This window comes from Enterobacter cloacae complex sp. IR5428, assembly GCF_049238585.1.
Lineage (GTDB): Bacteria > Pseudomonadota > Gammaproteobacteria > Enterobacterales > Enterobacteriaceae > Enterobacter > Enterobacter intestinihominis.
The window spans coordinates 26,926-49,665 of the sequence record NZ_JBMKHV010000018.1; the positions used below are offsets into that span (position 1 = coordinate 26,926).

Annotated in this window: 18 protein-coding genes; 15 read left to right on the forward strand and 3 right to left on the reverse strand. The window is 55.3% G+C overall.

From position 1 onward, the window contains the following. Positions 1–133 precede the first annotated feature (133 nt). Positions 134–1,486 (reverse strand): molecular chaperone, encoded by a 1,353-nt coding sequence (gene yegD / locus ACOTXC_RS20135; protein WP_023306578.1) that lies wholly within the window; start codon positions 1,484–1,486, stop codon positions 134–136. 130 nt (positions 1,487–1,616) lie between these two features. On the opposite strand from yegD, the gene alkA reads away from it, so the two are divergent. Further along, the gene (gene alkA, locus ACOTXC_RS20140) at positions 1,617–2,489 is read left to right on the forward strand and encodes a DNA-3-methyladenine glycosylase 2 (protein ID WP_284097706.1); all 873 of its coding nucleotides are present in this window, start codon (positions 1,617–1,619) and stop codon (positions 2,487–2,489) included. Here the strand turns inward: alkA and ACOTXC_RS20145 are convergent. Beyond that, positions 2,454–5,783 carry a diguanylate cyclase gene (locus ACOTXC_RS20145; protein ID WP_421767927.1) on the reverse strand — a complete coding sequence of 1,110 codons (3,330 nt, stop codon included), beginning with the start codon at positions 5,781–5,783 and terminating at the stop codon, positions 2,454–2,456. The genes alkA and ACOTXC_RS20145 overlap by 36 nt on opposite strands. Positions 5,784–6,125: 342 nt before the next feature. Between ACOTXC_RS20145 and udk the strand changes: the two genes are divergently transcribed. The 3 genes from udk (at position 6,126) to asmA (ending at position 9,314) form a co-directional block, all read left to right on the forward strand. Beyond that, positions 6,126–6,767, forward strand: coding sequence for a uridine kinase (gene udk, locus ACOTXC_RS20150; protein ID WP_000130320.1), 642 nt, complete (start codon positions 6,126–6,128; stop codon positions 6,765–6,767). A 91-nt stretch (positions 6,768–6,858) separates the two neighbouring features. Then, positions 6,859–7,440, forward strand: coding sequence for a dCTP deaminase (gene dcd / locus ACOTXC_RS20155; RefSeq protein ID WP_006811250.1), 582 nt, complete (start codon positions 6,859–6,861; stop codon positions 7,438–7,440). A gap of 23 nt (positions 7,441–7,463) precedes the next feature. Then, positions 7,464–9,314, forward strand: coding sequence for an outer membrane assembly protein AsmA (gene asmA / locus ACOTXC_RS20160; protein ID WP_421767928.1), 1,851 nt, complete (start codon positions 7,464–7,466; stop codon positions 9,312–9,314). 90 nt (positions 9,315–9,404) lie between these two features. On the opposite strand, the gene ACOTXC_RS20165 is transcribed toward asmA, so the two are convergent. Further along, positions 9,405–10,988 (reverse strand): TerC family protein, encoded by a 1,584-nt coding sequence (locus ACOTXC_RS20165; protein ID WP_015572372.1) that lies wholly within the window; start codon positions 10,986–10,988, stop codon positions 9,405–9,407. 693 nt (positions 10,989–11,681) lie between these two features. Between ACOTXC_RS20165 and ACOTXC_RS20170 the strand changes: the two genes are divergently transcribed. The 11 genes from ACOTXC_RS20170 to fcl all read left to right on the forward strand — a co-directional run bounded on the left by ACOTXC_RS20170 (position 11,682) and on the right by fcl (position 22,740). Then, positions 11,682–12,818, forward strand: coding sequence for a polysaccharide export protein (locus tag ACOTXC_RS20170; protein WP_421767929.1), 1,137 nt, complete (start codon positions 11,682–11,684; stop codon positions 12,816–12,818). Positions 12,819–12,824: 6 nt separating this feature from the next. Beyond that, positions 12,825–13,268: a low molecular weight protein-tyrosine-phosphatase Wzb gene (wzb, locus tag ACOTXC_RS20175; RefSeq protein ID WP_003862078.1), complete on the forward strand. Its 444-nt coding sequence runs from the start codon at positions 12,825–12,827 to the stop codon at positions 13,266–13,268. Positions 13,269–13,270: 2 nt separating this feature from the next. Continuing rightward, positions 13,271–15,433, forward strand: coding sequence for a tyrosine-protein kinase Wzc (gene wzc / locus ACOTXC_RS20180; protein ID WP_022648640.1), 2,163 nt, complete (start codon positions 13,271–13,273; stop codon positions 15,431–15,433). 122 nt (positions 15,434–15,555) lie between these two features. Next, positions 15,556–16,398: a colanic acid biosynthesis glycosyltransferase WcaA gene (gene wcaA, locus ACOTXC_RS20185; protein ID WP_006811246.1), complete on the forward strand. Its 843-nt coding sequence runs from the start codon at positions 15,556–15,558 to the stop codon at positions 16,396–16,398. Then, the gene (gene wcaB / locus ACOTXC_RS20190) at positions 16,398–16,889 is read left to right on the forward strand and encodes a colanic acid biosynthesis acetyltransferase WcaB (protein ID WP_023300548.1); all 492 of its coding nucleotides are present in this window, start codon (positions 16,398–16,400) and stop codon (positions 16,887–16,889) included. Before wcaA ends, wcaB begins: the two co-directional genes overlap by 1 nt. Beyond that, entirely contained in the window at positions 16,886–18,103 is a 1,218-nt protein-coding gene (gene wcaC / locus ACOTXC_RS20195) for a colanic acid biosynthesis glycosyltransferase WcaC (RefSeq protein WP_023300547.1), read from the forward strand. Before wcaB ends, wcaC begins: the two co-directional genes overlap by 4 nt. Next, positions 18,078–19,298, forward strand: coding sequence for a colanic acid polymerase WcaD (wcaD, locus tag ACOTXC_RS20200; protein ID WP_022648637.1), 1,221 nt, complete (start codon positions 18,078–18,080; stop codon positions 19,296–19,298). Before wcaC ends, wcaD begins: the two co-directional genes overlap by 26 nt. A gap of 16 nt (positions 19,299–19,314) precedes the next feature. Continuing rightward, complete coding sequence (wcaE, locus tag ACOTXC_RS20205; protein ID WP_023300546.1) at positions 19,315–20,061, forward strand: colanic acid biosynthesis glycosyltransferase WcaE; 747 nt, start codon at positions 19,315–19,317, stop codon at positions 20,059–20,061. A gap of 16 nt (positions 20,062–20,077) precedes the next feature. Further along, a complete protein-coding gene (gene wcaF / locus ACOTXC_RS20210) occupies positions 20,078–20,626 on the forward strand; it encodes a colanic acid biosynthesis acetyltransferase WcaF (protein WP_003863512.1) in 549 nt (182 codons plus the stop codon). Positions 20,627–20,650: 24 nt separating this feature from the next. Further along, complete coding sequence (gene gmd / locus ACOTXC_RS20215; protein WP_003863514.1) at positions 20,651–21,772, forward strand: GDP-mannose 4,6-dehydratase; 1,122 nt, start codon at positions 20,651–20,653, stop codon at positions 21,770–21,772. A gap of 2 nt (positions 21,773–21,774) precedes the next feature. Continuing rightward, complete coding sequence (fcl, locus tag ACOTXC_RS20220; RefSeq protein ID WP_015572377.1) at positions 21,775–22,740, forward strand: GDP-L-fucose synthase; 966 nt, start codon at positions 21,775–21,777, stop codon at positions 22,738–22,740.

The following is a 22,740-nucleotide window of genomic DNA, read 5'->3' on the forward strand; positions in this document are numbered from 1 at the left end:
GAAATATGGAAGACTGTCAGGAATGGTCTGAGTGTGGTGCGTTGTTTCGCCGGGTGGCGGCTTCGCCTTACCCGGCCTACAAGATCCTCGAACCGTAGGCCGGGTAAGCGCAGCGCCACCCGGCACAACTCCATTAGCTAAACACCACCTGCGCCCAGCGCGCCAGCCCTGCCGTAACGGAGCCAAAGTCATCGCCGCCGGCAATCGGGATCCCCGGCAGCTGTTCCGCCAGCGCTTTCTTGATCAGCGGGGAACGGGCGCTACCGCCGGTCAGGTAAATCACGTCCGGTTTCTCTTTGCCATTCTCAAGCGCCAGCTGCACCTGCTCCAGAATACGCTGTAGCGGCTGAGCCAGCGCCATTTCCAGCCCTTCCTGGGTGATAGCCGTAGCCAGATCGTCCCTGATAAACGGCAGCGTAACCGCATGCTCAGGACGATCGGAAAGGGCGATTTTGCTCTCTTCGGCGGTGCGCACCACCCGGTAGCTCAGACGCTGACGCCACACCTTATACAGCAGCGCGACCTTCTCTGCATCCTGCGCATCACGCACCAGATCGTTAAGGAAACGCCCATTCGCGGTGCTGTAAAAATCACTCTGGGCAGGGACGTCGTTGATGGCAATCGCATTCCACCATGGCAGGATCGGCAGGGCGATGCCTTTCTCGGTTTGACCGCCCATGCCGAGCAGCGGCATCAGGCTCTTGAATGCCAGGGCGATATCCAGATCGTTACCGCCCACGCGGCAGCCGCTGTGCCCCAGCAGGCTGTTTTCACGATCGCGACGATGATGCCACTGCGGACCCATCAGCAGTAATGAACAGTCCGTCGTACCACCGCCGATGTCCACCACCAGCACCCGTTTCTCTTCCGTCAGCGTGGCTTCAAAATCCAGCCCCGCCGCAACCGGCTCATACTGGAACACCACGTCACGGAAGCCAGCCCGGTGCGCTGCACGCTCAAGGATCCCCTGCGCCTGCTGGTTGGCTTCGTCGCCGCCCAGCCCCTGGAAGTTGATCGGACGGCCAATCACCGCCTGGGTGATGGCATCCGGCACCTGGGATTGCGCCTGATTGCGGATGTGCAGCATCATCGCGCAGACCAGATCTTCAAACATCGCCACCTGCTGTGGCTTCAGGCCGCTGGCGCCAAGGAAGGATTTCGGCGATTTAACGAAGTAGACCTCTTCCGGGTCTTCAATGTACTGCCCGAGGGAAGAGAGGCCGAACTGCACGCTGGAAGGGGTAACGTCGATATCTTCCTCGCGGTTAAAGCTGACCGCACGGCGCAGCAGCGCCTGGGTTTCCGCCGCCGTGGCCGGAACCTGATGATGGCGGAACAGCCACTCGCTCACCGCTTCACGCGTGGGCGCACAGAGCATTGACGGCAACAGCGTACTGCCGTTTTCCATTTTCAGGAGCTGTGGTTGTCCGTTTTGCATTATCGCAACCGAGCAGTTTGCGGTGCCGTAGTCGAATCCAATAAACACAATAAATCCCCATGCCGGTGAGAAGGGGCGAGACTTTAGCGAAATGTCTGCCAGGCGACAACAGGAATATGAAAGCAAGGCGCAACGCGATCTTTCGGTTTATGCTGAGGTAAATACAAAAGGAGATACGATGTTCACCCTGAACTGGCAACCGCCCTACGACTGGCAGTGGATGTTTGGCTTTTTTGCCGCGCGTGCGGTCACAGGGGTTGAGACCGTTACGGAGGATTACTACGAACGCAGTTTTGGCTATGCGGGGCATCAGGGCATATTTCGGGTTGTGCCAGACAGCGCAACCCATACGCTGGCGGTGTCGCTCAGCCCTGGCCTGATCCCGGTGGCGGATATTTGCCTGGATCGCATTGCCCGCCTGTTCGATCTTGATTGCGACCCGCTAAGAATTGCGCAGTCCCTGGGCGACCTCGGCGCGGCGCGGCCGGGGTTACGTTTGCCGGGCGCGATGGATGCCTATGAGCAGGGCGTGCGCGCCATTCTCGGGCAACTGGTGAGCGTGGCGATGGCGGCAAAACTGGCGTCAAGAGTGGTGGCGCTGTGCGGTGAACCCATCCAGGACGCGCCGGGCTACCTCTGTTTTCCTCCGCCAGAGGTACTGGCCGCGGTGGATCCGCTGGCGTTGAAAGCCCTTGGGATGCCGCTCAAGCGTGCGGAGTCGTTGATTCATCTGGCGCAGTCGGTGGTGGACGGTGAATTCCCGCTGTTCCCGCCTGCGAACGTCGAGGCCGGGATGAAGGCGCTACAGCAGCGCCCCGGCATCGGGCGCTGGACCGCAAATTATCTGGCCTTGCGCGGCTGGCAGGCGAAGGATGTATTCCTGCCGGATGATTATCTCATTAAACAGCGCTTTGCCGGTATGACGCCCGCGCAGATCCGTCGCTATGCCGAGCGCTGGCAGCCGTGGCGCTCGTATGCGCTGTTACATATCTGGTACACCGACGGCTGGTCGCCGTCAGTTGATGGCGAAATAGCTGGTATTCAGCAGTAGATCGAGCGGCTGCGCTTCCCCGATGGTGTCGCCGTAAATAAAGTCAATGCCGATGCCCGACAGCGTATTCATCATGATCGACTGATGGCATGGCCCGGCAATGGTTTTTATGCCCAGACGCTGGGCGTGGCCCTGAATGATGGTCACCATCATCTCATCCATCAGATTGCCGTGGACGTTGGTCACCACGTCTGCATCCAGCAGCAGATAATCAGCGGTGTTGGCGCTGAGCTGGCTGAAGACGTTCATATCGCGTCCAACCCGGGTCAGCACCACGCGACAGCCAGCCTGACGAAGCTTTTGCAGACCCTGCTGCACGTTTTCATCCGTATTGCTCAGCACATCAACGGCGATCGCCAGATGCAGCAGCCGCGCCGGCAGCGGACCTCTGGTGATCAGGTCGAGCAGCTCATCCACCAGCGTGACGCTGGCTAAACCCGCTTCTGAGAGCGGCAGCGCGACGCCCATCCCTTTGGCCGCCACCTGTGCGGCATAGGTACGGAAAAATTCGCTGAATATACGTCGGTCAAGGGCGTGCAGCAGCTCCGGCTCCGCCAGCCCGGCGCGGAAGGCATGCTCTTCCAGCACTTCCCCCTGGCTGGTCCACAACCGCAGGGAAATCAGCCAGAAGCTACTGCTCTCGGGAATGCGCGGTGAGGCGACGCTGCGGGCGATCATCAGCAGATGATTATCTTTGATCATGTGCCACTGCTCATCCAGCGACATCATGCTGCGCGTGCTGTGGATCCGCTCCTGCTGGGGTTCATAGACGGTGACCACACCGCGCCCGCTGTTTTTCGAGGCGTAACAGGCGATATCGGCCTGAGACATCACTTCCGCTGTCTGATAATTAGCGTCGTCAATCAATGTGATCCCCGCGCTGGCGCCGATGCGGTGCAGGCGTCCTTCCCAGGAAAAATGATAGTTGTTGATGGCGTCGATCAACCGGCCCGCAATATAGCGTGCGCTTTCGACGTTGCAGTCCGGCAGCAGCAGGCCAAACTCGTCGCCGCCCAGACGCGCCAGCACGTCGCTGGAGCGCAGCATGGTCAGCATCAGCGAAGAGAGTTCGCGCAGGAGCGCGTCGCCCGCCGCGTGGCCTGCGGTATCGTTCACCGCCTTAAAACGGTCAAGATCGATAAAGACCAGCGCGTGACGCTGATGGGTCTCCTGTACCGTCTGCAACAGGCGCTTAAGATGGTTTTCAAAACTGACGCGGTTCGCCAGGTGGGTAAGGGCGTCATGGGAAGCGCTGTAGCTCAGCTGGCGCAGCATTTTGCGCGACTCGGTGACATCCTGAATCACCAGCACCGAGCCGATAGCGTGCCCCTCCAGGGTGCTGAGCGGGGTAATGCTGTAATGAATGTCGAAACTGCCTCCATTCCGGCAGTTAAGCACCACATCCTGTTCGATATCGGTACGGGACATATCGCCGCTGTGGATGTTTTCCATTAACGGGCCGTTCTCGCCGAAGGTAATGTGCAGCACCTTCAGAACGGGCTGACCCAGCGCTTCGCTTTGCGACCAGCCGCTCATCTTCTCGGCGACCGGGTTCATAAAGGTGATGTTCATGTCGATATCGGTGCACAGCACCGCTTCGCCGATGGAGTCGAGGGTGATATGCAGGCGCTCTTTTTCCTGGAACAGCGCCTCGTTCAACTGCTTCACCTCGGTCATATCCATGTTGATCCCTAACAGCCGCTCCACTTCGCCCTGTTTGTTCAGCACCCGGTTCGCCAGCGAACGAATGTGGCGAATGCCATCCTTGACGCTAATGCGAAATTCCAGCTTGAAAGGCACCCTGGCCTGGAGTGACTCACGCAGTACCTGTTCGGCGTGCGCACGATCTTCAGGCACCATGGCCGCATGCCAGAGCTGCCAGGTGGGTTTAATGTGCGGGGGGATCTCGTACAGCTCAAACATCCGTTTATCCCAGCTGATCACGTCCGGCTCGAGATCCCACTCCCAGATCCCGATGCCGCCGGCTTCGTTCGCGAGGGTGATACGCTCCATCAGACGCTTATTCACCCACTCGGTCTGTTTCAGGTCGTTGATATCTTCAATCTGGGCAATAAAGTAGAGCGGCGTACCGTCGGCATGGCGCACAACGGAAACGGCCAGCAGCGCCCACACCACCTCGCCGCTGCGGGTGTAGTAGCGTTTTTCGAGGCTGTAGCTGTTGATCTCCCCGTTAATCAGCTGTTGCAACTGCTCCAGGTCGGTATTTAAATCTACCGGCCAGGTTAACTGCTGGAACGTGAGCGACTGAAGCTCAGACTGACTGTAACCGAGGAAATTGCACAGCGCCTTGTTGGCCTGAAGCCACTGGCCCTCAATGCCCACCAGCGCCATACCAATGGCGGAATATTCCATCGCATTACGAAAACGTTCTTCGCTTTCCGTAATATGTTTACGCTCGGCCCGGAAGGCATACATCACCATCGTCATAATGTTGGCGGGGAGCAGCATCATCAGGAAGGGAAGCCATGGCGCGTTGAAGGTCACCATCATGTTTGAAGGTGTCATGGAGGGCGGGTTTCGCGCCATCATCAAGGACACCATCATGATGGTGAATAAAAAAATCAGGAATGCTTCCATTCGCGGCAGGCGTACCGCGCTCCACATCAGCAAAACGATGATGCAGGTGAACGGCCACGGCAGCCAGGTGATTGCCGTCCAGCTAAGAACCAGCGTAACGACCAGGGTCACCAGCGTTTCCAGCAGAAGTCTCGGGTTGCGGTGGCGCAGCAAGTAATGCGGTTTAAACAGCAGACCTAACGGTACAAGCGCCAGCGCGCCAATGGCTTCTGAAAGTACCCAAAACAGAAAATTACGCAGCGGCTCCGCGCCTGGCACCAGAAAATGAACCAGAATGCCGCCCACCAGCGGCGGCACCAGGGCGCTGCCGAGGGCAAGGCGTATCCAGTCGTTGAGGTTTTGCAGCGGGTTATACCAGGGGAGCAGCTTACGCAGCAACACCGCACCAACACAGGCCTCAATAATATTGATTGCTGTGTAGGTTAAGTTGATTGTTTCCCATGAAAAGAGCATCCACGAGGCAAAAATATTGCCAAAGGAGCAGGCGAGGGCGATGCCGGGCCACATTTTTCCCGCATGGCGGTAAAACGCCACCATCATAATGGAGGTCGGGAACCACAATGGCGCCAGCAGCGTACCGAAGCGAGTCAGCTCAAGGGAAAATAAGGTGAAGATGAACGTGACCAGACCCAGACAGACAAGCCGCAGTAAAGGATGTGGGGTAGTAACCAAAACCCGCTGGTATTGTTTATTCATTACCGCTCTATCCAGGGACGCCGTGTTGTCAGGAGCCAGCTCCGGACGCGTGAAATCATTAATTTGGTTTATGCTAGTACAAACATTTTACAATTCATATGCTGAGTGCTCAGATTTTGACTTCATAGACTTATAAAATAGTTACTCTGCGAAGAAGGGGGATGAAATGGTGAAAATCCGTGCGTAAAAATTTCGCTAAAGGCGTGAAACGGCGCTTTTCAGCCCGCCTCGCATAACCTGCGCATTCGACTGGTATCACGCCCCCGAAATCCCTATAATTGCCGCGTTTGACGCTCCGGCGTCGTCCTTCCTTACATCCAGGTTAATCAGGTCGCTAAATTTATGACTGATAAGTCTCATCAGTGCGTCATCATAGGCATTGCCGGCGCATCGGCTTCAGGTAAAAGTCTTATTGCCAGTACGCTTTATCGCGAACTGCGTGAACAAGTGGGTGATGAGCATATCGGTGTTATTCCCGAAGATAGCTATTACAAAGATCAATCCCATCTTTCGATGGAAGAGCGCGTAAAAACCAACTACGACCACCCCAGTGCGATGGATCACAGCCTGCTGTTCCAGCATCTGGAAGCGCTGAAGCGCGGCGAGGCGATTGAGCTGCCCGTCTACAGTTACGTGGAACATACCCGCACCCAGGAAACGATCCGCATTGAGCCCAAGAAGGTGATTATCCTTGAAGGGATTTTGCTGCTCACCGACGCCCGTCTGCGCGAATCAATGAACTTCTCGATTTTCGTCGATACCCCGCTGGATATCTGCCTGATGCGGCGTATTAAACGCGACGTTAACGAACGCGGTCGCTCCATGGACTCCGTGATGGCGCAGTATCAGAAAACCGTTCGCCCGATGTTCCTGCAATTTATTGAGCCTTCTAAACAATACGCCGATATTATTGTGCCTCGCGGCGGTAAAAACCGTATTGCCATTGATATCTTAAAAGCGAAAATCAGTCAGTTTTTTGAATAAGCCGTGTGAATTGTGTACCGTTCAGAGATAACCTGGTTTTGCCCTGACGCCGTAAGGATTCAGGGCGCGATGCACGAAAGGAGAAAGTGCCATGCGTCTTTGTGACCGCGATATAGAAGCCTGGCTGGATGAAGGCCGCCTGTCTATCACCCCGCGTCCGCCGGTTGAGCGTATTAACGGCGTGACCGTCGATGTACGTCTGGGGAATAAGTTCCGCACCTTCAGCGGCCACACGGCACCGTTTATCGACCTCAGCGGGCCGAAAGACGAAGTCAGTGCGGCGCTGGATCGCGTCATGAGTGACGAAATCGTCATCGAAGAAGGAGAGGCGTTTTATCTCCATCCTGGCGAACTGGCGCTGGCGGTGACCTTTGAATCGGTCACGCTGCCTGCGGATCTGGTCGGCTGGCTTGACGGACGCTCTTCTCTGGCGCGTCTGGGCCTGATGGTGCACGTCACCGCGCACCGTATCGATCCGGGCTGGTCTGGCCGTATCGTGCTGGAGTTCTTTAACGCCGGTAAACTGCCGCTGGCGCTTCGCCCGGGAATGATGATCGGTGCGTTGAGCTTCGAACCGCTGACCGGCCCGGCAGACCGTCCTTATAACCGCCGTCAGGACGCAAAATATCGCGACCAGCAGGGTGCGGTTGCCAGCCGTATCGATAAAGACTGATCTGTGAGTTCACTGAGGAAGCCATGAGAAGAGTTCTGACAACGCTGATGATTTTGCTGGTGGTGCTGGTGGCTGGCCTTTCAGCGTTGGTGCTGCTGGTTAACCCGAATGACTTCCGGGCCTACATGGTGCGGCAGGTTGAAGCGCGCAGCGGGTATGAACTCAAGCTGGACGGGCCGCTGCGCTGGCACGTCTGGCCGCAGCTCAGCATTCTCTCCGGACGTATGTCGCTCACCGCGCCGGGCGCCGCGCAGCCGCTTGTTACGGCGGATAACATGCGTCTTGATGTCGCGCTCATCCCGCTCTTATCCCATCAGCTCCAGGTTGAACAGGTGATGCTGAAAGGGGCGGTGATTCAACTTACGCCACAAACCGAAGCCGTTCGTCAGGCGAATGCTCCGGTCGCACCGCGTGAAAATACTTTGCCTGACGTTCCGTCTGACACCGGCTGGTCTTTCGATATTGGTAATCTGAAAGTTGCTGACAGCGTGCTGGTTTTCCAGCATGAGGATGACGAACAGATCACCGTCCGTAATATCAACCTCAAGATGGAGCAGGACGCCAACCATCACGCGACCATGGAGTTCTCCGGGCGGATCAACCGTAATCAGCGCGATCTCAACCTGTCGATGAATGCGAACGTGAACGCCTCTGACTACCCGCACCAGCTGACGGCGGACGTTCAGCAGGTCAACTGGCAGCTGACCGGCGCGGATTTACCCGCGAAGGGGATCGCCGGCCAGGGCACGATGCAGGCGGTGTGGCACGAGGAGCGCAAACAGCTCGAACTGAACGCGCTCAACCTCCAGGCCAACGACAGTTCCCTGAAGGGGCAGGCGAGCGTCACGCTTGATGAAAAACCCAAGTGGGTGTTGGATCTGCAATTCGACAAGCTGAACCTTGAGAACCTGCTCGCGGCCCAAACGGTGAATGCGACCGATGAGGGTGTCGCGCAGGGAGGGCAAAGCCAGGTCACGCAGTCGCGTCCGGTGATCTCCTCCAGTCTCGATCTGCCTGACTACAATGGTCTGCGCGGATTTACCGCCGACATTCTGCTGAAAGCGAATAGCGTGCGCTGGCGTGGGATTGATTTTACTGACGTCAACAGCCAGATGTTCAACCACAACGGCCTGCTGGTCATCTCTGAGCTCAGCGGAAAAATGGGGGCAGGAAATCTCTCCCTGCCGGGCACGCTGGACGTACGTAAAGACGTTGCCAGCGCCGCGTTCCAGCCGCGTCTGGAAAACGTTGAGATTGGCACCATCCTGAAAGCCTTTAATTACCCGATTTCCCTCACGGGGCAGCTGTCGCTGGCCGGGGATTTCTCCGGCACGAAGATTGATGCGGATGCCTTCCGTCGTAGCTGGAAGGGGCAGGCGCACGTTGAGCTAAAAGATTCGCGCATGGAAGGGCTGAACTTCCAGCAACTGGTGCAGCAGGCGGTAGAGCGCAGCAGCAGCGTGAAGGCGAATGAAAACTACGACAGCGCAACCCGTCTCGACAGCTTTACCAGCGAGCTTGCCCTTGACAACGGTCAGCTCTCGCTCGACGAGATGCAGGGAATCTCGTCCCTGCTGGCGCTGACCGGAAACGGCGCGCTGGATCTGGTGAAAGAGACGGTTGACACCCGCTTCAACGTCCGCGTGAAGGCTGGCTGGGAAGGGGAAGGCCAGCTTGTCGAGTTCCTGAAACAGACGCCGATACCGCTGCGCGTGTACGGAAAATGGCAGGAACTGAATTACAGTTTGCAGGTCGATCAGATCCTGCGTAAGCACCTTCAGGATGAAGCGAAACGTCGGCTGAATGACTGGGCGGACCGCAATAAAGAGTCTCAGTCTGGTAAGGACGTGAAAAAGTTGCTCGATAAGCTCTGATGCCTGTTGTGCCGGGTGGCGGCTTCGCCTTACCCGGCCTACAAAAGCCAGACACCGTAGGCCGGGTAAGCGAAGCGCCACCCGGCTTTTTTACACCTCAAAATCCATCTCATCTTCACCGCGCAGCGGTATCAGCTGCACCTTCTGCACGCGATGGCTCTCTACCTGCAAGGTTTTGATCATGTAATCCCCCACCTGGACCTCTTCGCCCGGCTGCGGAATACGTTGCAGATATTCCATCAGCAAACCGGCGATGGTGTGGTATTCGCGCTTCTCGTCCAGCGGAAGCGGAACGAACTGCACCAGATCTTCGAGCGGCATATGGCCGTTGGCGGTCCAGCTGCCGTCTGCGTTTTTCTGAATATCGTGGCGTGCATCGATCTCATCCACCTCATTAGGCAGATTACCGGCGATGGTTTCCATCACGTCGCTGAGCGTCACCAGCCCTTCCACAGAACCAAACTCATCAACGACAAACGCGAAGTGGGTACGCGCGTTGCGGAACTGCTCCAGCGCGGAGAGCAGCGGCAGCGCTTCCGGGAAGACCAGCGGCTGGCGCACCAGCGCGCGCAGGTTGAGCGGCTCACCGTGAAGCTGCTGTTGCAGCAGGTCAATCACGTGTACCACGCCCAGCAGCTCTTCTTCCTCTTCTCCGCCGGTCACCACCACGCGGGTGTGCTGGTTTTTATCCAGCAGGGCACGGATCTGCTCTTCCGGTGCCGTCAGGTCAATATGCTCAATGTCGTGGCGGGAGGTCATGATACTGCTGACCGAGCGCTGGTTGAGGTTAAGCACGCGCTCTATCATCCGGCGTTCCTGCGGGTTGAAGATCTGCCCGTCGCTGTGGTCGGCTAGCATCGCAGCGGATTCAGCATCCAGCTCGGCATCCTCTTTTTTGCCGCTCAGCAGGCGCATCACCGTATCTGCGGTGCGCTGTCGTAATGTCTGGTTCGCGGAAAGAAAACGGCGGCGGTTGAAAATGGCCAGCTGGTTAAGAAACTCAATAAGCACCGAGAAACCAATGGCAGCGTACAGATATCCTTTCGGGATATGGAAGCCAAAACCATCCGCCACCAGGCTAAAGCCAATCATCAGCAGGAAGCTCAGACAGAGAATGACGATAGTCGGGTGACTGTTCACGAAGCGCGTCAGGGCTTTACTGGCGAGCACCATCAGGGTGATGGCAATGATCACGGCGGCCATCATCACCGCCAGATGGTCAACCATCCCGACGGCCGTAATCACGGAGTCGAGAGAAAAGACGGCATCCAGCACCACTATCTGCGCGACCACCGGCCAGAATTTAGCGCCGCGTCGCTGGGTGGGGTTTTCACTGTCTTTTCCTTCCAGCCGCTCATTAAGCTCAACCGTGGCTTTGAACAGCAGGAACAATCCGCCGAAAAGCATGATCAGGTCGCGGGCGCTAAAGCTCAGACCCTGCACGCTGAATAAGGGTTTGGTGAGCGTGACCAGCCATGATATTGAGGCCAGTAACAGCAGACGCATCACCATGGCGAGCAGAAGACCCGTCACGCGGGCGCGGTCGCGTTGTGAAGGGGGTAATTTATCGGCAAGGATGGCGATAAACACCAGGTTATCAATGCCGAGCACTAATTCGATGACGACCAGCGTCACCAGCCCGGCCCAGATTGATGGATCGGCAATCCATTCCATAGTAAATGCAATACCTTCTGTTATATGACTAATGTCACACTTCGATCATGGATAAAGCAGACGGAAATTGCAATGCCGGGGTGAGATTTCTCTTAATGCTACACTCAGGTAAAACCCATTTGCGGGGCTGTGTAAATAAGGTAATTGCGAAGATTTAATTACAAAAGACGATATTTAGGATATATCGCAATAAATGGTCTGGCGCTCTATTTTGTCAATATAAAGAAAATCCGAAAAGCTCAAAACTTTGCTCTTAATATTAATCTTAAAAACGAATATTAGGACGGTTGTCTCCTTGCCTGCTATTAGGTTAGCTGCAACAATTCTTCCAGCATCAAATGTTAAATCTCCTTGTTGCTATTTTTGTTTCAGTCTTTGGTGAAGGTTATACATTATCAATCACCCGTATAAGGTGGCGGATATATTTCTCAAAAGGCCTGATCCAAGAGGGTGTCTAACCATAACGCATTGTTTAGTCAGTGGATTGGTAACTGAAAGCCAAGGGCGGTAGCGTGCCTGAAAGCGTGTGAATCAGCCTCAATTATTCTGTCAATAGCCAATGGATGAATAAGCTTTTTTTAGGACTGATGCCAGTTATATTGCTAAATGATTAACTGCATTCTGATTGTCACCACGACCCGCGCTTATTTTAATTGCACAGGATAATTACTCTGCCAAAGTGATAAATAATCAATGATGAAATCCAAAATGAAATTGATGCCATTATTGGTGTCTGTGACCTTGATGAGTGGTTGCACGGTCTTTCCCGGCAGCAATATGTCAACAATGGGCAAGGATGTGATTAAACAGCAGGATGCTGATTTTGATCTCGACAAAATGGTGAATGTTTACCCATTAACCCCACGTCTGGTAGAAAAATTACGCCCACGTCCGAATGTTGCTCAGCCAAATATGTCTCTGGACCAGGAAATTGCCTCTTACCAGTATCGCGTTGGTCCAGGTGACGTCATTAACGTGACCGTCTGGGATCACCCGGAACTGACCACACCTGCGGGCCAGTACCGTAGCTCAAGCGACACCGGTAACTGGGTACAGTCCGATGGCACCATGTTCTATCCCTACATTGGCAAAGTGCACGTCGCGGGCAAAACGCTTGCTGAGATCCGTAGTGATATTACCGGCCGCCTGGCGCAGTACATTGCTGACCCGCAGGTGGACGTTAATATCGCCGCGTTCCGATCCCAGAAAGCCTATATCTCAGGCCAGGTCAACAAATCCGGCCAGCAGGCTATCACCAACGTCCCGCTCACCGTGCTTGATGCGATCAATGCCGCAGGCGGCTTAACCGACGGTGCTGACTGGCGCAACGTGGTGCTGACCCACAACGGCAAAGAGCAGCGCATTTCGCTTCAGGCGCTGATGCAAAACGGTGACCTGACCCAGAACCGTCTCCTCTATCCGGGCGATATTCTTTACGTGCCGCGCAACGACGATCTGAAAGTGTTCGTGATGGGTGAAGTGAAGAAACAGAGCACCCTCAAGATGGACTTCAGCGGTATGACCCTGACCGAAGCGCTGGGCAACGCGGAAGGTATCGATCTGACCGCCTCCAACGCCAGCGGTATCTTTGTGATCCGTCCAATCAAAGGCGAAAACGCGAAAGGCAAGATTGCCAACATCTACCAGCTGGACATGTCCGACGCGACGTCGCTGGTCATGGCAACGTCGTTCCGTCTCCAGCCATACGATGTGGTCTATGTCACCACCGCGCCGGTTGCCCGCTGGAACCGTCTGATCAACCAGTTGCTGCCTACCATCAGTGGCGTTCGCTACATGACGGATACGGCGAGCGACATTCATACCTGGTAAGCCGCGATGTTTAACAAAATTCTGGTGGTGTGTGTGGGGAACATTTGCCGTTCCCCCACGGCTGAAAGGCTGTTGAAAAATTACCAGCCTGCGTTAACGGTCGACTCCGCAGGGCTGGGCGCGCTGGTCGGAAAAGGTGCCGACGAACGTGCCGCAAGCGTCGCCCTTGAGCATAACCTCTCACTCGACGGGCACGTTGCCCGTCAGGTCTCTGGCCGAATGTGCCGGGAATATGACCTGATCCTCGCGATGGAAAAACGCCACATTCACGCGCTGTGCGATATCGCACCGGAGATGCGCGGCAAGGTGATGCTGTTTGGTCACTGGGATGGTGAGCGCGAAATTCCCGATCCGTATCGCAAGAGCCGCGAGGCCTTTGAGGCGGTATACACCTTACTAGACCAGTCTGCCCGCCAGTGGGCGCAGGCACTGAAAGCTCAGCAGGGATAACAATGACAGAAAAAACAAGACCTTCTGCCGCCCCGACGTCGGGCAGTGATGAAATCGATATCGGTCGCCTGGTCGGGACCGTTATTGAAGCGAAATGGTGGGTGCTGGGTATAACCGCCATCTTTGCCGTGGCGGCGATCGTTTATACGCTGTTCGCGACGCCTATTTACAGCGCCGACGCGCTGGTGCAGATCGAACAAAATACCGGAAACTCGCTGGTTCAGGATATCGGCTCTGCGCTGGCCAACAAGCCGCCGGCATCGGAGGCTGAAATTCAGCTGATCCAGTCGCGCCTGGTATTGGGCAAAACGGTTCACGATCTGGGGCTGGATATCGCGGTCACCAAAAACACCTTCCCGGTGTTTGGCGCAGGCTGGGATCGCCTGATGGGGCGCAGTAACGATACGGTAAAAGTGACCGACTTCGTGATTCCAAAAGGGGCAGGGGACCAAACCTTTACCCTGACCGTGCTGGGACCAAAACAGTATCAGCTGACCAGCGACGCAGGCTTCAGCGCGCGCGGCGAAGTGGGGCAGATGCTGACCAAAGATGGCGTGAGCATCAGGGTTGGTGCCATCCAGGCGCACGAGGGCGGTGAGTTTACGGTCACCAAATTCTCGACGCTCGGAATGATCAACAATCTGCAAAACAACCTGACCGTCACCGAAAACGGCAAGGACACCGGCGTCCTGAGCATGACCTTCACCGGTGAAGACAAGGATCAAATCCGCGACATCCTGAACAGCATCACCCGTAACTACCTTGAGCAGAACGTTGAGCGCAAGTCAGCGGAAGCCGCTAAAAGCCTCGCGTTCCTCAGTAAACAGCTGCCGGAGGTGCGCGCCCGTCTGGATGACGCCGAGAACAAGCTGAACGCATACCGTCAGGATAAAGACTCCGTCGACCTGCCGCTGGAGGCGAAATCGGTTCTCGACTCCATGGTCAATATTGATGCGCAGCTAAACGAGCTGACCTTTAAAGAGGCGGAAATTTCCAAGCTCTATACCAAACGTCACCCGGCGTACCGCACGCTGCTCGAGAAACGTCGTACCCTGGAAGAAGAGAAGGCGAAGCTGAATGACCGCGTGACCGCGATGCCGAAGACGCAGCAGGAAATCGTACGCCTGACGCGTGATGTGGAATCCGGCCAGCAGGTTTACATGCAACTGCTGAACAAGCAGCAGGAGCTGAAAATCACCGAAGCCAGCACCGTGGGCGACGTGCGTATCGTTGACCCGGCGATTACCCAGCCGGGCGTGCTGAAGCCGAAGAAAGCGCTGATTATCCTCGGCAGCATTATTCTCGGCCTGATGCTCTCTATCGTCGGCGTGCTGCTGCGCTCGCTGTTCAACCGCGGTATCGAAAGCCCGCAGGTGCTGGAAGAGAACGGGATCAGCGTGTACGCCAGCATCCCGCTTTCGGAGTGGCAGAAGTCCCGTGACAGCGTCAAAACCGTTAAGGGCGTCAAGCGTTACAAACAGAGCCAGCTGCTGGCCGTGGGTAACCCGACCGACCTGGCGATTGAAGCGGTGCGTAGCCTGCGTACCAGCCTCCACTTCGCCATGATGCAGGCCAAAAACAACGTCCTGATGATGACCGGTGTCAGCCCGTCAATTGGTAAGACCTTCGTCTGTGCCAACCTGGCGGCGGTGGTGAGCCAGACCAACAAGCGCGTGCTGCTGATCGACTGCGACATGCGTAAGGGCTACACCCATGAGCTGCTGGGTACCAACAACGTTAACGGCCTGTCGGAAATCCTGCTGGGTAAAGGGGAGATCAGCGAGAGCGCCAAGCCGACCTCGATTCCGAAATTTGACCTGATCCCGCGTGGCCAGGTACCGCCGAACCCGTCTGAACTGCTGATGAGCGAGCGCTTCACGCAGCTGATAGAGTGGGCAAGCAAAAACTATGACCTGGTGCTGATCGATACCCCACCAATTCTGGCGGTCACCGACGCCGCCGTGGTAGGGCGTCATGCGGGCACCACGCTGATGGTTGCACGCTATGCGGTGAACACCCTGAAGGAAGTGGAAACCAGCCTGAGCCGCTTTGAGCAGAACGGTATTGAGGTGAAAGGGGTCATTCTGAACTCCATCTTCCGCCGTGCGACGGGTTATCAGGATTACGGCTACTACGAGTACGAATACAAGTCTGACTCTAAATAACAAAACACACCCCACACCCCTCACCCTAACCCTCTCCCCTGAGGGGAGAGGGGACTGCCTGGTGCGGTCTTTCACCCTCTCCCCTCCGGGGAGAGGGTCGGGGTGAGGGGCAGGAGGAATACATGAGCACACAACGCCCTTTGATTTCTATCTATATGCCGACATGGAATCGTCAGCAGCTGGCGATCCGCGCGATTAAATCGGTCCTGCGTCAGGATTACGATAACTGGGAACTGATTATCGTGGATGACTGTTCCTCCTCTTACGAACAGCTGCAAAAGTTTGTCGAAGACCTGAACGACCCGCGCGTGGTGTACACGCACAACGCCATCAACTCCGGGGCGTGCGCGGTGCGCAATCAGGCGATTATGCAGGCGAAAGGGCAGTATCTGACCGGTATCGACGATGATGACGAATGGACGCCAAACCGTCTGTCGATCTTCCTGTCGCACAAAGCGCAGCTGGTGACCCACGCGTTTCTGTATGCCAACGACTATGTCTGTCAGGGCGAGGTCTATTCGCAGCCGGCCAGCCTGCCGCTGTATCCGAAATCACCGTATTCCCGCCGCCTGTTCTACAAGCGCAACATCATTGGCAATCAGGTATTTACCTGGGCCTGGCGCTTTAAGGAGTGTCTGTTCGATACCGAGCTGAAGGCCGCACAGGATTACGACATTTTCCTGCGGATGGTGGTGGAGTACGGCGAGCCGTGGAAGGTGGAAGAGGCCACGCAGATCCTGCACATCAACCACGGGGAGATGCAGATCACCTCGTCACCGAAAAAATTCTCGGGCTACTTCCATTTTTACCGCAAGCACAAGGACAAGTTTGACCGTGCCAGTCGGAAGTATCAGCTCTTTACCCTGTATCAGATCCGTAACAAGCGCATGAACTGGCGCACGCTGCTGACGCTGCTGTCGGTGCGTAACGGCAAGCGTCTGGCTGACGGGCTTCGGGGGAAATAATGTTTCTGGAAGATTGCCGCGCTAACAGCTGGAGCCTGCGCCCGTGCTGCATGGTTCTGGCCTACCGTATTGCGCACTTTTGCTCGGTGTGGCGCAAAAAAAATGTGCTGAACAATATCTGGGCCGCGCCGGTGCTGGTGCTGTACCGCATCATCACCGAATGCTTTTTTGGCTATGAAATTCAGGCCGCTGCCACCATTGGCCGCCGCTTTACCATTCATCACGGCTATGCGGTTGTCATCAACAAGTTCGTCGTCGCGGGTGATGATTTCACCATTCGCCACGGGGTGACAATCGGCAACCGTGGGCCAGACAGCCTGGCCTGCCCGGTGATTGGCAATAACGTCGAGCTGGGCGCCAACGTGGTGATGATCGGGGAGATTACCGTGGGCAATAACGTGACGGTTGGCGCAGGCAGCGTGGTGCTGGACAGCATTCCGGACAATGCGCTGGTGGTGGGCGAGAAAGCCCGCGTGAAGGTGATTAAATGAACATTCTGCAATTTAACGTACGCCTCGCAGAGGGCGGGGCGGCAGGCGTAGCGCTGGATCTGCACCAGCGCGCGCTGCAAAAAGGATTACAGTCGCGCTTTGTTTACGGTTACGGCAAGGGCGGCAAGAAAAGCGTCAGCCATGATAACTATCCGCAGGTGTTGAAGCAGACGCCACGTCTGACCTCCATCGCCAATATTGCGCTGTTCCGCCTGTTTAACCGCGACCTGTTCGGCAACCTGAATAATCTCTACCGCACCGTCACCCGCACCCGCGGGCCGGTTGTGCTGCACTTCCACGTGCTACACAGCTACTGGCTGAATCTGGAAGAGGTGGTAGCGTTTTGTGGCAAAGTGAAGGCGCACAAGCCGGACACCCGTTTCGTCTGGACGCTACACGACCACTGGAGCGTGACCGGACGCTGCGCCTTTACCGACGGCTGCGAAGGCTGGAAAGATAACTGCCAGAAATGCCCTACGCTCAGCAACTATCCGCCGGTGAAGGTCGATCGCGCGCATCAGCTGGTTGAGGGCAAGCGTCAGCTGTTCCGCGACATGCTCTCGCTCGGCTGCACCTTTATCTCTCCAAGCCAGCACGTGGCAGATGCTTTTAATAGCCTGTACGGAGCAGGGCGCTGCCAGATTATCAATAATGGTATTGATGTGGCGACGGAAGAGATCCTGGCCGAACTGACGCCCGTAGCCATTACCACCGGCAAGCCGAAAATTGCGGTCGTCGCCCATGACCTGCGCTACGACGGCAAAACCAACCAACAGCTGGTGCGCGACATGATGGCGCTCGGCGACAAAATTGAGCTGCATACCTTCGGCAAATTCTCGCCGTTCGAAGGCGCTAACGTGGTGAATCACGGGTTTGAAACCGACAAGCGCAAACTGATGAGCGCGCTCAACGGTATGGACGCGCTGGTGTTCAGCTCCCGCGTGGACAACTACCCGCTGATCCTGTGCGAAGCGCTGTCCATTGGCGTGCCGGTCATTGCCACCCACAGCGACGCGGCGCGCGAAGTGCTGGAGAAATCGGGCGGTAAAACCTTCAGTGAGAACGAGGTGCTGCCGCTGGTGCAGCTGTCGAAGGCCGATATCGCGCAGGCTGTTTTTGGCACGGACCTGGAATCGTTCCGCAACCGCAGCCGCAAAGCGTACAGTGGACAACAGATGCTGGAGGAGTATGTCTCGTTCTATCAGAATCTGTAGTTATCTGCTGCTGCCGCTGATCTACCTGCTGGTCAACGTCAAGATTGCCCAGCTCGGTGAAAGCTTCCCAATCACCATCGTCACCTTCCTGCCGGTTCTGCTGTTGCTATACGTTGATAAGCTTAACCTCAAAAAGCTGATGATTGCGCTGGGGATCGGGTTTGGTCTGACGGCGTTTAACTACATCTTTGGTCAGTCGCTGGACGCCAGCAAATATGTCACCTCCACCATGCTGTTTGTTTATATCGTTATCATTATTGGCATGGTGTGGAGTATTCGTTTTAAAACTATCTCTCCGCACAATTATAGGAAAATCCTCAGGTTCTTTTATATTGTCGTCGGGCTGATTGTTATGCTTGCGGCATTGGAGATGGCGCAAATTATTCTCACAGGCGGCAGTAGCCTGATGGAAATAATTTCGAAATATCTTATATACAGTAACAGCTATGTACTGAACTTCATTAAGTTTGGTGGCAAGCGTACCACTGCGCTCTATTTTGAACCGGCGTTTTTTGCTCTGGCATTAATCTCAATTTGGCTCAGCATCAAACAGTTCGGTATCAAAACCCCCAAGACCGATGCTATGATTCTTGCAGGAATCGTTCTGTCAGGGTCGTTCTCAGGGGTAATGACGTTTATTCTGTTTTACCTGCTGGAGTGGGCGTTCCAGTACCTGAACAAAGAGGCGATTAAGAAAAAACTGCCGCTGGCGATCATTTCTCTGACGGTATTTTTAGTGGGCGTAATATTCGCCTTCCCGTACATTTCTGAACGTCTGGGTGATTTGGGAACGGAAGGTTCGTCGTCCTATTATCGCATCATTGGTCCACTGGTGATGGTGGGTTATTCCTTAACCCATATTGATGGCGTAGTAAGATTCGGCTCACTTTACGAATATGTTGCATCATTCGGAATCTTTAACGGTGCGGATGTCGGTAAAACCATAGACAATGGTCTGTATCTGTTAATTATCTATTTTTCCTGGTTCGCCGTACTGTTGACACTGTGGTATCTGTTTAAAGTTTTCAAAATGATGATTAACGCGTTTGGTGATAACCAGAACTTTCGCGTGCAACTTTATCTGTTCACACCGGTGTCGTTGTTTTTTACCGGGTCAATATTTAGCCCGGAATATGCATTCTTAATTGTATGTCCGTTTATTTTGCGCAAAGCGCTGAATATTACGAGCGTATGACGAAATGAGGTGATTTATGTTTCTTAGCGTCATTACTGTCGCCTTTCGTAACCACGAAGGGGTGGTAAAAACCTGGCGCTCGCTGCGCAACCTGGCGCGCGATCCGAGCCTCACCTTTGAGTGGATCGTGGTCGATGGCGGCTCGAACGACGGCACGGCGGAGTTCCTGGAAAAACTTAACGGTGAGTTCAACTTACGTTACATCAGCGAGAAAGATAAAGGCATTTACGATGCCATGAATAAAGGCATTAACATGGCGCAGGGGCGCTACGCCATCTTCCTCAATTCCGGCGACGTGTTCCATGAAGATGTGGCGCTGTTTGCACGCCAGCTGGCGCGCCAGAAAGAAGATGCCATGTTTATCGGTGATGCGCTGCTTGATTTCGGCGAGGGGAAAAAAGTCCTGCGCGGCGCGAAACCAGGCTGGTATATCTACCACAGCTTGCCGGCAAGCCATCAGGCTATTTTCTTTCCGATGAGCGGCCTGAAAAAGCAGCCTTACGATTTGCAATATAAAGTGTCATCAGATTATGCCCTGGCCGCCAGCCTGTACAAATCTGGCTACCCGTTCCGTCGAATTAAAGGACTGGTATCCGAATTTTCAATGGGCGGCGTGTCAACCTCGAATAATCTGGAATTGTGCCAGGATGCCAAAAACGTGCAACGTAAAATATTACGCGTACCGGGGTTCTGGGCGGAATTATCTTATTTCTTACGTCTGAAAACGACGGGTAAAGCGAAAGCCTTATATAACAAAGCCTGAGATATAAGGAAACGTAATGCAGGAATTAAATGGATTCTCCGTGCCGAAAGGTTTTCGGGGCGGGAGCGGTATTAAAGTTCAACTGTGGTGGGCTGTACAGGCAACGTTATTTGCCTGGTCGCCGCAAATACTGTACCGCTGGCGCGCATTTTTACTGCGTCTGTTTGGCGCAAAAATAGGAAAAAACGTAGTCATTCGTCCTTCGGTGAAAATTACTTATCCCTGGAAATTAACGCTTGGGGATTACGCCTGGGTTGGGGATGACGCGGTGTTATATACCCTTGGCGAGATTACGATTGGCGCAAATTCGGTGGTTTCACAGAAGTGTTATTTGTGCACCGGCAGCCACGATTTTATGAGCCCGCATTTTGATATTACCGCTTCGCCTGTTGTGATCGGTGAAAAATGCTGGCTGGCAACAGACGTCTTTGTTGCACCCGGTGTTTCTGTTGGCGATGGCACGGTAGTCGGTGCCCGCAGCAGCGTTTTTAAATCGCTACCGGCAAATAAAATTTGCCGTGGCAACCCCGCAGTGGTGATACGCGAACGCGTTGAAACTGATTAAATTCATAAGTAGAGGAATATAAACATGTCTAAAGTCGCTCTCATCACCGGCGTTACCGGGCAGGATGGTTCTTACCTGGCAGAGTTACTGCTGGAAAAAGGGTATGAAGTACACGGTATTAAACGTCGTGCGTCTTCATTTAACACCGAACGTGTCGATCACATTTACCAGGATCCGCATGCGGCAAACCCGAAATTCCACCTGCACTACGGCGACCTGACCGATACCTCCAACCTGACCCGCATCCTGCAGGAAGTACAGCCGGATGAAGTCTACAACCTGGGCGCGATGAGCCACGTTGCGGTTTCCTTCGAATCCCCGGAATACACCGCTGACGTGGACGCCATGGGTACGCTGCGTCTGCTGGAAGCGATTCGCTTCCTGGGTCTTGAGAAGAAAACCCGTTTCTATCAGGCATCTACCTCTGAGCTGTACGGCCTGGTGCAGGAAATTCCGCAGAAAGAGACCACGCCGTTCTACCCACGTTCTCCGTACGCGGTAGCGAAACTGTACGCTTACTGGATCACTGTGAACTACCGTGAATCCTACGGCATGTACGCCTGTAACGGCATTCTGTTCAACCACGAATCCCCACGTCGTGGCGAAACCTTCGTGACCCGTAAAATTACCCGCGCTATCGCCAACATCGCTCAGGGTCTGGAATCCTGCCTGCACCTCGGCAACATGGACTCCCTGCGTGACTGGGGCCATGCGAAAGACTACGTGAAAATGCAGTGGATGATGCTGCAGCAGGAACAGCCAGAAGACTTCGTGATCGCGACCGGCGTGCAGTACTCCGTACGTCAGTTCGTTGAGATGGCTGCGGCACAGCTGGGCATCAAGCTGCGCTTCGAAGGCACCGGCGTGGAAGAGAAGGGTATCGTTGTTTCCGTGACCGGCCACGACGCACCGGGCGTGAAGCCAGGCGACGTGATTGTTCAGGTGGATCCGCGTTACTTCCGTCCTGCTGAAGTGGAAACCCTGCTGGGCGACCCAACCAAAGCGCACGAGAAGCTGGGCTGGAAACCAGAAACCACCCTGCAAGAAATGGTATCCGAGATGGTGGCCAAAGATCTTGAAGCAGCGAAAAAACACTCCCTGCTCAAGTCCCATGGCTACGAGGTTGCCATCGCGCTGGAGTCCTGAGAATGACAAAACAACGTATTTTTGTCGCCGGTCATCGCGGAATGGTGGGTTCCGCGATTGTCCGCCAGCTTGAACAGCGGGGCGACGTTGAGGTGATTGTTCGCACCCGCGACGAGCTGAACTTGCTTGACAGCAAAGCGGTGCAGGACTTCTTCGCCAGCGAACGTATCGACCAGGTGTATCTGGCGGCGGCGAAGGTGGGCGGCATTGTCGCTAACAACACCTACCCGGCGGATTTCATCTACGAGAACATGATGATTGAGAGCAACATCATTCACGCGGCGCATCTGCACAACGTGAACAAGCTGCTGTTCCTCGGTTCATCCTGTATCTACCCAAAAATGGCGAAACAGCCGATCGCCGAGAGCGAACTGTTGCAGGGCACGCTGGAAGCCACCAACGAGCCGTACGCGATTGCCAAAATTGCCGGGATCAAGCTGTGTGAATCGTACAACCGTCAGTATAACCGCGACTATCGCTCGGTAATGCCGACCAACCTCTACGGACCGCACGACAACTTCCACCCGAGCAATTCGCACGTGATCCCGGCGCTGCTGCGTCGTTTCCACGAGGCGACTGCCGAAAACGCCCCGGACGTGGTGGTGTGGGGCAGCGGCACGCCAATGCGCGAGTTCCTGCACGTGGACGATATGGCGGCAGCCAGCATTCACGTCATGGAGCTGGATCGCGAGGTGTGGCAGGAAAACACCGAGCCGATGCTGTCGCACATTAACGTCGGGACCGGCGTGGACTGCACCATTCGTGAGCTGGCGCAGACCATCGCGCAGGTGGTGGGCTACAAAGGACGCGTGGTGTTTGATGCCACCAAACCGGACGGCACGCCGCGCAAGCTGCTGGACGTGACCCGTCTGCATCAGCTTGGCTGGTATCACGAGGTCTCACTGGAGCAGGGGCTGGCCAGCACCTACCAGTGGTTCCTGGAAAACCAGCACCGCTTCCGGGGGTAA